The organism is Actinoplanes sp. NPDC021490 (assembly GCF_055562135.1).
Genome location: NZ_JBVHFW010000015.1, coordinates 224,287 through 238,583, shown reverse-complemented (window position 1 = coordinate 238,583; position 14,297 = coordinate 224,287). Strand labels below are relative to the sequence as shown.

At 70.9% G+C, this 14,297-nt stretch carries 14 protein-coding genes; 11 read left to right on the top strand and 3 right to left on the bottom strand.

Annotation, left to right across the window (positions count from 1 at the left end):
* Window positions 1-118 precede the first annotated feature (118 nt).
* The 10 genes from ACZ3I4_RS33645 to ACZ3I4_RS33600 all read left to right on the top strand — a co-directional run bounded on the left by ACZ3I4_RS33645 (window position 119) and on the right by ACZ3I4_RS33600 (window position 10,636).
* Entirely contained in the window at window positions 119-1,618 is a 1,500-nt protein-coding gene (locus ACZ3I4_RS33645; RefSeq protein WP_465386096.1) for an FGGY-family carbohydrate kinase, read from the top strand.
* Complete coding sequence (locus ACZ3I4_RS33640) at window positions 1,615-2,409, top strand: SDR family NAD(P)-dependent oxidoreductase (protein ID WP_465386095.1); 795 nt, start codon at window positions 1,615-1,617, stop codon at window positions 2,407-2,409. The genes ACZ3I4_RS33645 and ACZ3I4_RS33640 overlap by 4 nt, the downstream gene beginning before the upstream one ends.
* A 51-nt stretch (window positions 2,410-2,460) precedes the next feature.
* Window positions 2,461-3,462, top strand: coding sequence for an ABC transporter permease (locus tag ACZ3I4_RS33635; protein WP_465386094.1), 1,002 nt, complete (start codon window positions 2,461-2,463; stop codon window positions 3,460-3,462).
* Window positions 3,463-3,489: 27 nt separating this feature from the next.
* On the top strand, window positions 3,490-4,458 hold the full coding sequence (locus ACZ3I4_RS33630) for a substrate-binding domain-containing protein (RefSeq protein WP_465386093.1): 969 nt from the start codon (window positions 3,490-3,492) through the stop codon (window positions 4,456-4,458).
* Between the two features lie 27 nt (window positions 4,459-4,485).
* Window positions 4,486-5,985 (top strand): sugar ABC transporter ATP-binding protein, encoded by a 1,500-nt coding sequence (locus tag ACZ3I4_RS33625; protein WP_465386092.1) that lies wholly within the window; start codon window positions 4,486-4,488, stop codon window positions 5,983-5,985.
* A gap of 28 nt (window positions 5,986-6,013) precedes the next feature.
* On the top strand, window positions 6,014-6,784 hold the full coding sequence (locus tag ACZ3I4_RS33620) for an SDR family oxidoreductase (protein ID WP_465386091.1): 771 nt from the start codon (window positions 6,014-6,016) through the stop codon (window positions 6,782-6,784).
* Between the two features lie 37 nt (window positions 6,785-6,821).
* Window positions 6,822-7,724 carry a transketolase gene (locus ACZ3I4_RS33615; protein ID WP_465386090.1) on the top strand — a complete coding sequence of 301 codons (903 nt, stop codon included), beginning with the start codon at window positions 6,822-6,824 and terminating at the stop codon, window positions 7,722-7,724.
* Window positions 7,725-7,735: 11 nt separating this feature from the next.
* A complete protein-coding gene (locus ACZ3I4_RS33610; protein ID WP_465386089.1) occupies window positions 7,736-8,707 on the top strand; it encodes a transketolase family protein in 972 nt (323 codons plus the stop codon).
* 105 nt (window positions 8,708-8,812) lie between these two features.
* Window positions 8,813-9,550 (top strand): SIMPL domain-containing protein, encoded by a 738-nt coding sequence (locus ACZ3I4_RS33605; protein ID WP_465386088.1) that lies wholly within the window; start codon window positions 8,813-8,815, stop codon window positions 9,548-9,550.
* Between the two features lie 81 nt (window positions 9,551-9,631).
* On the top strand, window positions 9,632-10,636 hold the full coding sequence (locus tag ACZ3I4_RS33600; RefSeq protein ID WP_465386141.1) for an MsnO8 family LLM class oxidoreductase: 1,005 nt from the start codon (window positions 9,632-9,634) through the stop codon (window positions 10,634-10,636).
* A gap of 10 nt (window positions 10,637-10,646) precedes the next feature.
* On the opposite strand, the gene ACZ3I4_RS33595 is transcribed toward ACZ3I4_RS33600, so the two are convergent.
* The gene (locus tag ACZ3I4_RS33595) at window positions 10,647-11,090 is read right to left on the bottom strand and encodes a lamin tail domain-containing protein (RefSeq protein ID WP_465386087.1); all 444 of its coding nucleotides are present in this window, start codon (window positions 11,088-11,090) and stop codon (window positions 10,647-10,649) included.
* Window positions 11,091-11,252: 162 nt separating this feature from the next.
* Here ACZ3I4_RS33595 and ACZ3I4_RS33590 point away from each other — a divergent pair, with 162 nt between their 5' ends.
* Entirely contained in the window at window positions 11,253-12,023 is a 771-nt protein-coding gene (locus ACZ3I4_RS33590) for a neprosin family prolyl endopeptidase (RefSeq protein ID WP_465386086.1), read from the top strand.
* Window positions 12,024-12,086: 63 nt separating this feature from the next.
* On the opposite strand, the gene ACZ3I4_RS33585 is transcribed toward ACZ3I4_RS33590, so the two are convergent.
* Both ACZ3I4_RS33585 and ACZ3I4_RS33580 read right to left on the bottom strand, forming a co-directional pair.
* Complete coding sequence (locus ACZ3I4_RS33585; RefSeq protein ID WP_465386085.1) at window positions 12,087-13,733, bottom strand: ThiF family adenylyltransferase; 1,647 nt, start codon at window positions 13,731-13,733, stop codon at window positions 12,087-12,089.
* Window positions 13,734-13,737: 4 nt separating this feature from the next.
* Window positions 13,738-14,292, bottom strand: coding sequence for a hypothetical protein (locus ACZ3I4_RS33580; RefSeq protein WP_465386084.1), 555 nt, complete (start codon window positions 14,290-14,292; stop codon window positions 13,738-13,740).
* Window positions 14,293-14,297: the final 5 nt, after the last annotated feature.

Genomic DNA, 14,297 nt, shown 5'->3' with positions numbered 1-14,297 from the left:
TACCGATCGTGACGGGTGCGAGGACATGATCGATGTTGGCATAGATATTCATTGTTGACAAGGCATTCACATCCTTGCAACCTCCTGGGTATCTATTCGGCATCGACTGGAGATGCAGATGACATCCGACGAGCACGGTGCGGGCGGTGACGTCGTCCTCGCCATCGACCAGGGCACGAGCGCCACCAAGGCAGTCGTCGTGAAGGGACACGGCGAGATCAGCCACCGGGCCACCGTTCCGATCGCGCAGAACCATCCCCGCCCGGGATGGGCCGAGCAGGACCCGTGGGAGATCTGGCACTCCGTTCAGCAGGCCGTCCAGGCCGTACTGACCGAGGCCCGCCCGGGCCGGGTGGTCGCGGTCGGCCTGAGCACGCAGCGCGAGTCCACGCTCCTGTGGGATCGCCGCACCGGAAAGCCCCTGGGCCCGGTGCTGGGCTGGCAGGACACCCGCGGCGCGAAGCTCTGCGCCGGGCTGCGTTCGGCCGGTCACGCCGACCGGATCCGCGAGATCACCGGTCTGCCGGTGGACGCCATGTTCTCGGCGTCGAAGGCGGCCGCCCTGCTCGATCAGTACGACCCGGATCGCTCGCGCAGCACCCGCGGCGAGCTGTGCCTGGGCACCATCGACTCCTGGCTCCTCTGGCGTCTGGGCGGCAAGCACCTCATCGAGGCCGGCAACGCCGCACGGACCCAGCTGCTGGACATCTCGACGTGCCGCTGGGACCCGTGGCTGCTCGGCCTGTTCACCATTCCCTTGCCGGCGCTGCCGGAGGTGACGTGCTCCACCGGGCCCTTCGTCACCGCCGACGAACTGCACCCCGACCTGCGTGGTGTGCCGGTCACCGGTGTCCTCGGTGATTCACACGCCGCCCTGTTCGCGCACGCCGGCTGGACCGGCGGCCGGGTCAAAGTCACCTACGGCACCGGCTCGTCGGTCATGGGCGTGGCCCCCACCGGAACCAAGCCGGAGAACGGGGTGGCGCGCACCGTCGCCTGGCTGCTCGACCGGCCCACGTACGCCTGGGAAGGCAACATCCGGTCGAGCGGAGCCACCCTTGTCTGGCTGTCCCGCCTGCTGCGGACGACACCGGGCGAGCTCGCCGGCTCCGCCGCCGACGACAGCCAGGGCGTCTTCCTCGTGCCCGCCTTCACCGGCCTCGGCGCCCCGTACTGGGACGACCGGGCGAGAGCCATGGTCGTCGGAATGACCGACAGCACCGGCCGGGAACAGCTGGCCCGCGCCGCGCTGGAGTCCATCGCCTTTCAGATCGAGGACGTCGTCGCCGCCGTCGAACGGGCCGGCGGTCCGGTGCGGACGATCCTGGCCGACGGCGGTCCGTCGGCCAACGCCACCCTCATGCAACTTCAGGCCGACACCTCCGGACGTCACGTCCGCAGCTCGCCGGCCGCCGAACTGTCGGCGCTGGGCGCGGCTCACCTCGCCGGACTCGGCGCGGGCGTGTGGACGATCGCCGATCTCGATCGCCTCGGCCGCGCCGGAGCCGACTACCACCCAGCTGCCGGCCCGGCATCCCGCCAGGCGCGCCTGGACGGCTGGCACGCCGCTGTCAGCTCCGCCCGCGACCTTCCCCGACGAGCAAGGAGCCAGGCATGAGTGAGCACGGACGCATGGCCGGCAAAGTGGTCGCCGTGACCGGCGCGGCCGCCGGGATCGGCCGCGGCATCGCCGACCGATTCGCGGCCGAGGGCGCCGCGGTCGTCCTGGCCGATCGGGACGAGCGCGTCCAGGACGCCGCGGCCGAGATTGCCTCGGCTTCCGGAGCGGAAACGCTCGGAGTCCGCTGCGACGTCACCGACGAAGCTGACGTGGCTGCTTTCCTCACCGCGGCCGAGGACCGGTTCCGGCGCCTCGACGTGCTGATCAACAACGCCGGAACCATCACGATCGCGCCGATCGAGGAACTCAGCCTGGAGGCGTGGAACCGCGTTCTGGCGGTCAACACCACCGGCGCCTTCCTGTGTGCCAAGGCGGCCGTGCCGCTCCTCCGGCGGACCAGCGGCAGCGGCCGCATCCTCAACGCCGCTTCGGGGCAGGCCCGGCAGGGATTCATCTACACACCGCACTACGCGGCCAGCAAGTTCGGCGTCATCGGCCTGACCCAGAGCCTGGCCAAGGAACTCGCCAAGGACGGCATCACCGTCAACGCCTACTGCCCCGGGATCGTCGGCTCCGACATGTGGGCCTACAACGACCGCGAGTGGGGCCGCCTGCTCGGTGACTACGCGCCCGGCGAACTGATGGCCGAATGGGTCGCCGGCATCCCCCTCGGACGCGCCGGCACCAACGACGACATCGCCAACCTGCTGCTGTTCCTCGCCTCCGACGAGGCCGGATACATCACCGGCCAGGCCATCAACGTCGACGGCGGCATGTTCATGAACTGAGCCTGTCTCGTCCCCCACGCACTGCCATCGTCCTCACCCGGAGGAGCCACCGTGAGTACAGCCGTGTCCGCAGAACCCGAAACCAAGCCCGAAGACCGGTCAGCTCTGCTTCAGCGACTGCGCCGGCTCGGCAGCGGAACAGGCGGCCCGTTCGTCGGCCTGCTCGTCCTATGCCTCGCCCTGTTCATCGCCACGCCGTTCTTCCTGACCGTGAACAACCTGCTCAACGTCCTCGACCAGGTCACCATCCTCGGCATCCTGGCCGTCGGCATGACCTTCGTCATCGTCACCGGCGGCATCGACCTGTCGGTCGGCTCGGTCCTCGCCCTGTCCACCATGATCCTGGGCTGGACCTCGCACAACGGCGGCTGGCCGCTCTGGCTCAGCATCGTCGCGGCGGTCGTCGCCGGTGGACTGTGCGGCCTGGCCAGCGGTCTGGGCATCACGCTGACCAAACTGCCGCCGTTCATCGCCACCCTGGCCATGCTCTCGATCGCCCGCGGCCTGGCCAACGTGATCACCGACGGCCAGCAGATCGTCGGCTACCCGGCCTGGTTCACCGCGCTGTCGACCGAACGCTACTTCGGCTTCCTGACGGTCACGACGATCGTCCTGGCGCTTCTGCTCGTGGCCGGATGGGCGTTCCTGCGCTACCGGCCCGGCGGCCGTGCCCTCTATGCCATCGGCGGCAGCCGCGAGGTGGCCCGGCTCGCCGGCATCAGGGTCAAGGCGGCCACCGCGAGCGTGTACGCGGTGACCGGCCTGCTCGCCGGGGTCGCCGGGGTCGCCCTGGCCGCCCGGCTGGACTCGTCGCAGCCCAGCGCGGCCTCCGGCCTCGAGCTCGACGTCATCGCCGCCGTCGTGATCGGCGGCGCCAGCCTTGCCGGCGGCGTCGGCCGGATCCCCGGAACCATCGTCGGCGTCCTGATCATCGGCGTGCTCCGCAACGGGCTGAACCTGCTCGAGGTCTCCCCGTTCGTGCAGCAGGTCGTCATCGGCATCGTCATCGCCCTGGCTGTGATGGTCGACGTCCTGCGCCGCCGGGCGTCCTGAACCCCCACCCTCCCCGAAAGGACCGACATGAGACTCCGTAGTGCGCTGGCGATCTCGCTCGCTGCCCTGACCACCGTGTCCCTGACCGCCTGCAACCGCGACAGCGCGGACAGCGGCGGCGACGGCGGCGACAAGGTCACCATCGGCCTGGCCGTGGCCAACCTGCAGGCCGACTTCTTCAACCAGATCAAGCAGTCGGTGACCGCCCAGGCCGAGGCCAAGGGCGCCACCGTCGTGGTGTCCGACGCCGGTGGCGACTCGTCGCGCCAGGTCAGCCAGATCCAGGACTTCATCACCAAGCAGGTCGACGCCATCATCTACATCCCGGCCGGCGCCACCGCGGCCGGCGTCCCGGTGAAAGCGGCGGAGCGCGCCAATATCCCCGTGATCAACATCGACCGCAACGCCGCCGACGCCCCCGGCAAGACCTTCATCGCCACCGACAGCGTGGCCGCCGCCAAGGAACTCGGCGACTGGGTCGTCAAGCAGACCAAGGGTCAGGGCACCGTCGGCATCATCCAGGGCCAGATCGGCACCACGCCGCAGATTGACCGGGAGAAGGGCTTCCGGCAGGCCCTGCAGGGCGCCTCGGGCCTCAAGATCGTCGCGGAGCAGCCGACCGACGCCTGGAGCCAGGAAGAGGGCTTCGCCAACGCCCAGGACATGATCCAGGCCCACCCGGACATCAGCGTCTTCTGGGGCCAGGCCGACGCGCTGGCGCTCGGCGCGGCCCAGGCGGTCGCGAACGCCAACCTCAGCCCCAAGCCCCTGGTCGTCGGGTTCGACGGGGACAAGGCCGGCCTGCAGGCCGTCCGGGACAAGAAGGTCGACGCCACCATGGTGCAGCAGACCCAGCTCATGGGGCGGATGGCCGTCGACAACGCCATCGACCTGGTCGGCGGCAAGTCCGTGCCGCCCATCCAGCTGCAGAAGGCCAACCTGCTGACCAGCGGCGACCCGGCCAAGGCCGACGAGTACATCGCCAAGCACCCCTGATCCGCCCACGCCTCCCCGGGAGCAGTCATGACCTCGGCAACGATCGAGCACAGCGGGCTGAAGGTCCGCGGTGTCTCCAAGCGGTTCGGTGCCACCCAGGCTCTGCACAGTGTCGACCTCGACGTCCGTCCCGGCGAGTGCGTGGCGCTCCTGGGCGAGAACGGGGCCGGAAAGTCCACAGTCTCCAAGATCATCGCGGGTGACTTCCCCTCCGACACCGGCGAGATGTGGTGGAACGGGCAGCCGTACGCCCCGTCGGCCCCGGCCGACGCGCTCGAGGCCGGCATCGGCCTGATCCACCAGGAGATGCGCCTGCTGCCGGACCTGTCCATCTCGGAGAACGTCTTCGTCGGCCGCCAGCTGATGAGCGGCGGGCGGATCGACCGCAAGGAAATGGACCGGCGCGCCTACGAGCAGCTGCGCCGGCTGGGACTCGACGTCTCGCCCCGCCGGCTCGTCGGCCGCCTCAAGGTCGCCGCCCAGCAGCAGGTCGAGATCGCCAAGGCCCTCACCCTCAACGCCCGCCTGCTGATCCTCGACGAGCCGACGGCCGCCCTCGGCGAGGAGGAGACCGAGCACCTGTTCGCGCAGGTCGACGCGTTGCGCAAGGAAGGCGTCTCGTTCATCTACGTCAGCCACCGGCTGGAGGAGATCGCCCGCATCTGCGACCGCATCGTCGTGTTGCGCGACGGCCGGCACGTCACTTCCCATGACACCGCGCAGGTGCCGGTCACCCAGCTCGTCGAGGACATGGTCGGCCGCAGCATCGAGAGCGTCTTTCCGGAGGCGGATCCGCCGGCCGATCGCGAGGTGATCACCGTGCAGGGGCTCACCGCCACGGACGGCTTCTTCTCCGACATCTCGTTCTCGGTCCGCGCGGGCGAGATCCTCGGGATCGCGGGCATCGTCGGCGCCGGCCGCACCGAACTGGTCCGCGCCGTCGCCGGGGCCGACCCCGTGGCCTCCGGAACCGTGCACGTCAACGGTCGCCAACTCCGGTCCGGCGTCGTCACCGATGCCATCCAGGCCGGTGTCGTGCTGGTGCCCGAGGACCGCAAGGCCCAGGGCGTCGTCCTCGACATGCCGATCGCCGACAACGTCGCCCTGGTCAACCTCGACCGCATTGCCGGGCCCGGGGGATTCATCAGCCCCCGCCGGGTCCGCGAGGTGGCCGTCGAGGCCTGCCGCATCATGCAGGTCAAGGGGCGGCCCGAGCAGAACGCGGGGACTCTGTCCGGCGGCAACCAGCAGAAGGTCGTCATCGCCAAGTGGCTGGAACGCCAACCCAAGGTGGTCATCCTCGACGAACCCACCCGGGGCATCGACGTCGGCGCGCGGGCGGCCATCTACGACGTGATCGTCAACCTGGCCAAACAGGGCATGGCGGTCATCGTGGTCAGCTCCGAACTCGAGGAGGTGCTCGGCCTCTCGCACCGCGTCCTCGTCCTGGCCCGCGGCCGGCAGAAGGGCCTCCTCGACCGGGCCGACGCCACCGATGTCGCCGTCATGCACCTCGCCGCCGGATGAGCACCACCGACTCCCGAAAGGCCGAACCATGACCGCTCCAGACTTCCGGCTCGATCAGCGCACCGCCTTCGTCACCGGGGCCGCCAGCGGCATCGGCCGCGCGATCGCCCTCGGCATCGCCGGGTCCGGCGCCAACGTCGCCTGCTTCGACCTGCCCGGTCCCGGGCTCGACGAGGTCAGCGCCGAGATCCAGGCGGCCGGGGTCAAGGCCCTGCCGATCGCCGGGGACGTCACCGACGCGGGCCGCCTCGTCGAGGCCGTGGACCAGGCCCAGAGCGCTCTCGGGGACCTCACCCTGGCCGTCAACAGCGCCGGCATCGCCAACGCTGCCCCCGCCGAGACGATGCCGCTCGAGCAGTGGCGGCGCGTGATCGACATCAACGTCACCGGCGTCTTCCTGTCCTGCCAGGCCGAAGCGCAGGCCATGCTGGCGGGCGGCCGTGGCGGCTCGATCGTCAACATCGCCTCGATGTCCGGCTCGATCGTCAACCGCGGACTGCTGCAGGCCCACTACAACGCGTCCAAGGCGGCCGTCATCCACCTCAGCCGCAGCCTGGCCATGGAGTGGTGCGGGCAGGGGATCCGGGTCAACGCGATCAGCCCCGGCTACACCGCCACGCCGATGAACACCCGGCCCGAGGTGGCCGAGCAGGTGCGCCAGTTCGAAGCGGACACGCCGATGGGCCGGATGGCCACCGTGGACGAACTCGTCGGGCCGGCGGTCTTCCTGCTCAGTGACGCCGCCGGCTTCTGCACCGGAGTCGACCTGCTGGTCGACGGCGGCTTCACCTGCTGGTGACGGCCGCACTCACCGCCGATACGAAGGACACAGACTCATGACACTCACCACCGAACACGCCACCCTCCCGGTGTTCGGGCAGCTTCCGCCGCACAGCAGCCGCGCGAAGCAGATCGCCCACATCGCCGAGGCGGCCCGCCAGATCCGCATCCAGGACCTCAAGCTCGTGCACCACTCGGGGGCCGGCCACATCGGCGGGGACTTCTCCGCCATCGACATCCTCGCCACCCTGTACGGCGCCGTGCTCAACGTCAGCCCGGGCACGGTCGACGATCCCGAGCGGGACCGGTTCATCCTGTCCAAGGGCCACGTCGCCGGGGCCCTCTACACCACGCTGGCCGCGTTCGGCTTCCTGCCCGTCGAGGAACTCGCCACCTTTCTCAAGCCGCTGTCCGCCCTCAACGGGCACCCCAACCGCAACAAGGTCAAGGGCATCGAGGCCAACACCGGGCCGCTCGGGCACGGTCTGCCCATCGCGGTCGGGCACGCCCTGTCCGCGAAGCTGGATGTCTCGCGGCGGCGCACCTATGTGCTGACCGGCGACGGCGAGCTGCAGGAGGGCAGCAACTGGGAGGCGATGATGGCCGCCTCGCAGTACGAGCTCGACCGGCTCACCGTCATCGTCGACCGCAACCGGCTGCAGCAGGGCGCCACCGTACGCCAGACCAACGACCTCGACCCGCTCGACGCCAAGGCCGCCGCGTTCGGGTTCGCCGTCGTGGAGGTCAACGGCCACGACCACGGCGAGCTCTACGACGTGCTGTCGGCCGTACCGTTCCGGCCCGGCAAGCCGACCTTCGTCATCGCACACACCCACAAGGGCCACCCGATCTCGTACATGAGCAACAACGTGGCCTGGCATCACCGGGTGCCCTCGGAGGCCGAGCTCCAGCAGGCCCTCGGCGAGCTCGAGTCCGCCCGCGTGATCACCAGCAACTGAGGAGAACCGTCATGACTGCCCCGCAGGGCTCCATCGCCGACCGGCCCCGCTTCGACTGCCGCAACGCGTACGTCAAAGCGCTCGCCGACCTGGCGCAGGAAGACCACCGCATCGTCGGCGTCGTCAACGACTCCATCGGCTCCAGCAAGCTCGACGCCTTCAAGAAGGCGTTCCCCGACCGCCTCATCAACGTCGGCATCGCCGAGCAGGACATGGTCGGCGTCGCGGCCGGCCTGGCCAACGGCGGCCGCATCCCGTTCGTCTCCGCCGCCTCCTGCTTCCTCACCGCCCGCGCGCTCGAGCAGATCAAGGCCGACATCGCCTATTCCAACCGCAACGTCAAACTGTGCGGGATGAGCCCCGGCATGGCGTACGGGGAACTCGGCCCCACCCACCATTCGATCGAGGACATCGCCTGGCTGCGGGCGATCGACAACATGACGATCATCGTGCCCGCCGACCCGGTCGAGACGGCCGCGGCCATGCGCTGGGCCGCCGCCCACGAAGGCCCCGCGTTCATCCGCGTCAGCCGGATGAGCGTGCCCGAGATCTACCCGGAGGACTACGAGTTCGTGCCGGGCCGGGCGATCACCGTCCGGGAGGGCGACGACGTCACCCTGATCAGCAACGGCACCGTGCTGTGGCGGGCGCTGGCCGCCGCCGAACAGCTGGCCGCCGACGGCATCAACGCCCGGGTGATCTCGATGCCGACCGTCAAGCCCCTGGACACCGCCGCCGTCCTGGCCGCCGCCCGGGAAACCGCCGGCATCGTCACGGCCGAGGAGGCCACCACCGCCGGCAGTCTCGGCGGCGCCGTCGCCGAGACCGTCGTCGCCCACCACCCCACTCGCGTGACGATCCTCGGCGTGCCGGAGTTCGCGCCCACCGGCTCGGCCGGCTTCCTCCTGGACCGCTACGGCATGTCTCCGGAAGGCATCGCCGAGTCGGCCCGCGCGCTGGTCCGGCCGCCCGGCGGGCAGTGACCGGGGATCCGCGACGACTTTCAGCGGAGCGAGGTTCGTCGGCTGTGACACCTCGCGGGCCGGGAATGCTGGGAAGGTTCGAACCGGACATATACCCTTAAAGCCATGAAAAAGCAGTCTGCGGTCTTAGCCGTTCTGATGGCCCTCGCCGTTCTCTCGCCGGTGGCCGGGGGCCATCCGGCGGCCGCCTCGGCCGATCCGGTTCTGGAGAGCGTGCAGGTCCAGGGTCAGGGCAACGTGTTCGGGGAGCCGGACACGCTCGAGGCCAACTTCGCCGTGGAGACCAACGCCCCCAAGGTCGGCGACGCTCTGCAGCAGGCCAACGCGGCGGCCACCCGGATGCGCGACGTCCTCGTCCGCGGCGGGGTGGCCCGGGCCGACCTGCAGACGTCGAACGTCAACGTCGTCTCGCGGCGCAAGGACGACGGGCCCGTCACCGGTTACACCGCCAGCCAGGGACTCACCGCGAAGATCCGCAACCTGGCCCGGGCCGGCGCCCTCATGTCGGCCACCGTGGCCGCGGGCGGGGACGCGGCGCGCCTCAACGGGGTGTCGTTCGCGATCGAGAAGGATGCCGCCCTGCTCGCCGAGGCCCGCCGGAAGGCGTTCGCGGATGCTCGCGGGAAGGCCGAGCTGTATGCCCGTGAGGCGGGCCGGCCGCTGGGCCGCGTGGTCAAGGTGAGCGAGGCGACACCGGGTTACTGGATTCCGGGCGGCCAGGACAGGTTCGCCGCGGCGGACTCGGCGGTGCCGGTCGAGCCCGGCCGCCGGCAACTGACCGTGACCATCACGGTGGAGTGGGCTCTCGACCCGGCGCGGGCCCGTCGAAGCGCCCAAGGATGAGCGCGGCGCCGGCCCGTCGCAGCGCCCAAGGATGAGCGGGGCCGGGGGAACAAGCCCCGGCCCGGCGATGCTGCACCCTTGGTGATCAAACCCGCGCTTCGTGTCTCGCTGCTGGACCGGTCCCGGACCCGGGCCGGCGAGGCCGAACCGACCGCGCTCGAGGGCACGGTGGCTCGCGCCGCCCGGGCCGAGCGGCTGGGATACGACCGGTTCTGGGTGGCCGAGCATCATGGGGTGCCCGGCATCGCCGGCGCCGCCCCGGCGGTGCTGCTGGCCGCGGTCGCCGGGGCCACGGCCACCATCCGGATCGGTTCGGCCGGTGTGATGCTGCCCCACCACCAGCCGATTGTCGTGGCCGAGCAGTTCGCCACACTGGCGGCCTTCGCGCCGGACCGGGTGGATCTTGGCCTGGGCCGCTCGCCGGGCTTCACCCCGCCGGTGCGCCGGGCGTTACGCCAGAAGGACAGTGACTTCGCGGCCGACCTCGTCGAGCTGCGCGGCTTTCTCACCGGGACGTCGGAGGTCGGCCTGCACCCGCGGCCGGGGAGCCCCGTTCCGCTGTACGTGCTGGCCACCGGCAGCGGGTTGCCGATCGCGGCCGGGCTCGGGTTGCCGGTGATCGTGGGCGGGCCTCTGCTCGGCGTCGGCGGCGACCCGGCCCCAGGGCTGGAGGCGCTGGCCGGCTACCGGCGCGCCTTCCGCCCGTCCCCGCAGCAGCCGGAGCCGTGGGTGGCGATCAGCCTCGACGTGCTGATCGCCGACACCGCCGCGGAGGCCGCCGACCTGCTGCTTCCCGAGGCGTGGGCGATGGCCCAGGGCCGCACCACCGGGGTGTTCCCGCCCCTGCAGCCGGTGGCCGGGATCCGGGCGGCCACCCGGACCTCGCGCCAGCAGCAGTACCTCGATCAGACCGCCGCGGCGGCCGTCGCGGGCCCACCGGGCGAGGTCGAGCGCCGGCTGGCCGAGCTGCTCGACCGCACCGGGGCGGCCGAGCTGGTCGCGGCGGGCAGCACCTTCGATCGAGCCGCCCTGGAGGCCTCGGACGCCGCGCTGGCCACACTCTTCGGCCGGCGGAACCCGTCGTAGCGGGCCCCGATCAGCACTTGGTGGTGGTGGCCTTCTTCCAGGTGCAGGTGTCCATGGTCGCGCCGGACGGGCTGCGCAGCGTGGCCGTGTCGCCGGTGTTGTTCCAGATGTAGTTGCCGGAACCCCAGTAGAAGTGGCCGGCCGGCGAGCCCTGCGTGCCCTTGCCGGTGTGCACGACGAAGGTGCCCTTCGCCGGCAGCGTGATGTTGCCGAACGTGATCACCTTGCCGGCCGCGTCCCGGACCGACCAGCTCTTCAGGCCCACCGGCTTGGCCAGCTGGTTGGTGATCCGGAAGTACTCCTGGTTGAGGCTCGCGTTGGTCCGGTTGTCGGTGCCGGGGGAGTCGACGTACACGTACGTGAAAAGCACCGGTTTTGTCGCGGCCGCCGCCGGTGCGGCGCCGATACCGAATACCGCGGCCACGACGGCCAGGGGCGCGAGAAACTTCTTCATCGGAGTCCTTTGTCGAGGGTACGGGCCGATGACCTTTGTAACGACAATCGTGGCCGGACGCCTTCAGGCGATCGGACGCCAGTGCCTGCCCGTGTGGAGCGCCCCTCGCGCCGAGTCGGCAGGCGCTACACTCCGCCGGTCAAACGGCATTGGAGGGTGTGAATGTTCAGGAGATCTCTCGCGACGCTGCTGGCTTCGGTCGTGGCCGTTGCGGTGTCTCTGTCCGTGTTGCCGGGTGCGGCCCACGCGGCCACCACGGTCTATTACGCGGGTGGGCGGCAGACCGTCTCGGCCTCGGTGTTGTTCGCCAACTTCGGGGTGGGCAAGCCGGTCGTGGCCGAGGGCGAGACGCACAGCGCGGCCATGATGTCGGTCCGCGACCCTTCGAGCAACGGCGTCGGCATCGGGTGGATGGTCGACCGGGCCCGCCACGGCGACGACGATCCGCACCTGGTCGTCGCGTGGTGGAAGGACGGCGCCGGGCAGTGCTACAACACCGAGTGCCCGGGTTTCACCGCCTGGTCCGGGGCGACCATCGCGCTCGGTCAGAAGTTCACCCCCGGCACGCCGCAGCGATTCGGCATTCAGCGCTCGGGCAACGAATGGTGGCTGTGGGCCGGAACCACCGACAATGTCGGCAGCTACATCGGCTATTTCAGCGACTCCAACTGGACCGCCCCGTGGCCGCTCTTCAGCGCGGTGCAGGTGTACGGCCAGGTCATCGCGCCGAGCAATGTGGCCCCGGTCAGCCAGATGGGTAACGGCCGCTGCTCCTCCGACACCGAGGCCCTGACGATCAGCAGCGTGTCGTATTCCACCACCGCCGACAAGGCCGTGAATCTGTCGGCGTTCGCCACCTATCCCCGGGTCTATTCGGCCGAACGCCTCACCGCCCGTTCGATCCGGTACGGCGGATCCGGCATCTGCGACTGAGCCTCCGGGCACGACGAAGCCCCTGCTGATCCGCTCCCGGCGGACGCGGCAGGGGCTTCGCCGTTACCCCGCGGCCGGAACTGCCCGCAGGTCGGCCGGGTCGGGGGCCGGCGTGAAGACCGGCTCCCGGCGGTTGTCGCCGCAGACCTCGCAACCCGGGTCGCCGTCCGCTCTCATCCACAGGCTCTGGTACGCGTCCTGGTTGGGGACGCCGTCGAAGACCTTGGGGAAGAAGTCGAAGTCCCGGGTGTTGCTGAGCAGGATGACGTTGCGGCGGGCGACCAGGGCCGGCCACAGGAACGCCCGGGCCGGGGTGTCCTCGTCCAGGTGCAGCAGGGCCAGCGCGACCTTGGCCGCGGCCGTGGTGACGTGGGCGATGTCGGGGCCGAGGGCGATCTCGCCGGCCAGGCGGCCGGTGCCGTAGTCGGTGGCCGGGCGGACCGCGTCGCCGCTGTGGCGGATGCCCGTCGCGCATCGGTAGCACGATGTGATCCCGGGTACGGCGTAGACCAGCTCGCCCGCCTGCGCGCCGGCGTAGAGGCCCACGTAGAGCGAGGGCCGGTCGGCGGCGCAGGCGAAGTAGTTCAGCGCGGCCTGGGCCGACGCGTCGTCCGTGCACCCGATGATCAGATCGTGCGAGCGGACCAGCTCCTCCAGCCGATCGCCGGCCTGCGAGACGGTGGCGGTCACCGTGGCCACCTCGGCCTCCGGCTGGATCGCCCGCAGGTGGTCGGCCAGCGCCTCGGTCTTGGGGCGGCCCACGTCGGCCAGCCGGTAGACCGAGCGGGAGAGGTTCTCGGGGCTGACCTCGTCCGGGTCGAGCAGGGTCAGCTTCTCGACGCCCGAGCGGACCAGCTGGTCGGCCAGGACGCTGCCGACGCTGCCCGCCCCGGCCAGCAGCACCCGGCGGCCGGCCAGCGACTCGCTGACCATGCCGCGGGTCCGCGCGGCGAGCCCGGCCCGTACGGAAACGGCCACGCCGGGGCGCAGGGCCGCCGCCAGATCCTGCCCGGGCCGCCAGTCGAGTCGTACGGACTCGGTCGGCCGATCGGGCCGGCTCCGCAGCACGGCCGGGGCCAGCAGGGGATAGGACTGATGCGCGAGAACCGTCAGCTCCTCGCCGCCGGGCAGCGCGATGGTGGCGGTCAGCAGCAATGCCCCGCCGACCGTGCCGGGTGCGGGCGGCCGGGTGACCTCGCCGCCCAGCGCGTCGGCGGCCGCCCGCACGTGCTCGCCCAGCGGCACGACGGTGCTCGGGGTGAGCAGCACGCGTACGGTCCCGTCGGCCGCCGGCACCGCCCGGTAGACGGACATCTTGGCGTCGGCCAGCGCGATCTCGTGCGGCTGCCCGGGGTCGGCGGGCCGGTGCGTCACGATCGGCGCCAGGAAGGTGCCGCGGGCCGGGTTGAGGCGCAGACTGTCCGCGTACGCCCGGTGGTCCTGACCGGAGGGGTGGTCCATCCCGGCCGGGTGGCTGTGCAGGATCCCCTTGAACTCCAGGTTCTCCTCGCGCTCGACCTCGCGGACCTGCCGCTCGAGTCGGTCGGACGAGTTGTACGAGACGTCGCTCGTACGGCCGTCGGGGTCGGCGAGGAAGCGTGTCACCAGCGACTGGCCGGCCGGGCCGAGCAGGGCGCCACCCCGCTCGGCCGGGTGGGCCGCCACCTCGCGTTCGATCTCTTCGATGCAGGTGTCCAGGAAGTGCATCATGGCCTCACTGGTCGTAGGTGAAGGGGAACTCGCCGCCGCGGCGCACGATGCTCACGCCGTTGCTCCAGAGCACGGCCCGGGCGTACGAGCCGTCCAGCGTGGGCATCCCGACGGTCGGGCTCAGGCAGACCGTGCCGTCCGAGTAGAGGTGCGCCTGGTGCTCGCCGAACAGGCCGTTGAGGTTGGGCGCGACCAGCATCGTGCGGTACTGCTGGTGCTGGGTGCTGTAGTACGAGAAGAACGTGTACTGGTCGGCGAACTCGTTGAAGAACGTGTAGACGAAGCCGGTCGTACGCCCGACGGTGTGCTGGTAGGTGCCGTGCGGCAGCTTGGTCCGGGCGACGTAGGTGTCGCTGGCGAACGTCTCCTTGCTCAGCCGGGCGGCCATGTCGTCGCGGCCGTCGCGGGTGATCCGGCCGTCCCGCGTCACCCGCAGGTCGCCGGGGGTGGTGTCGCCACGCACCTGGGACTGCTGCACGTCGGTGCGCAGCGCGTTCAGGTCGATCTCGGCCGCGAACGGCTCCCGGGTCAGGGAAGTGAGGGGCTCGTACTGAGTCATGGCGT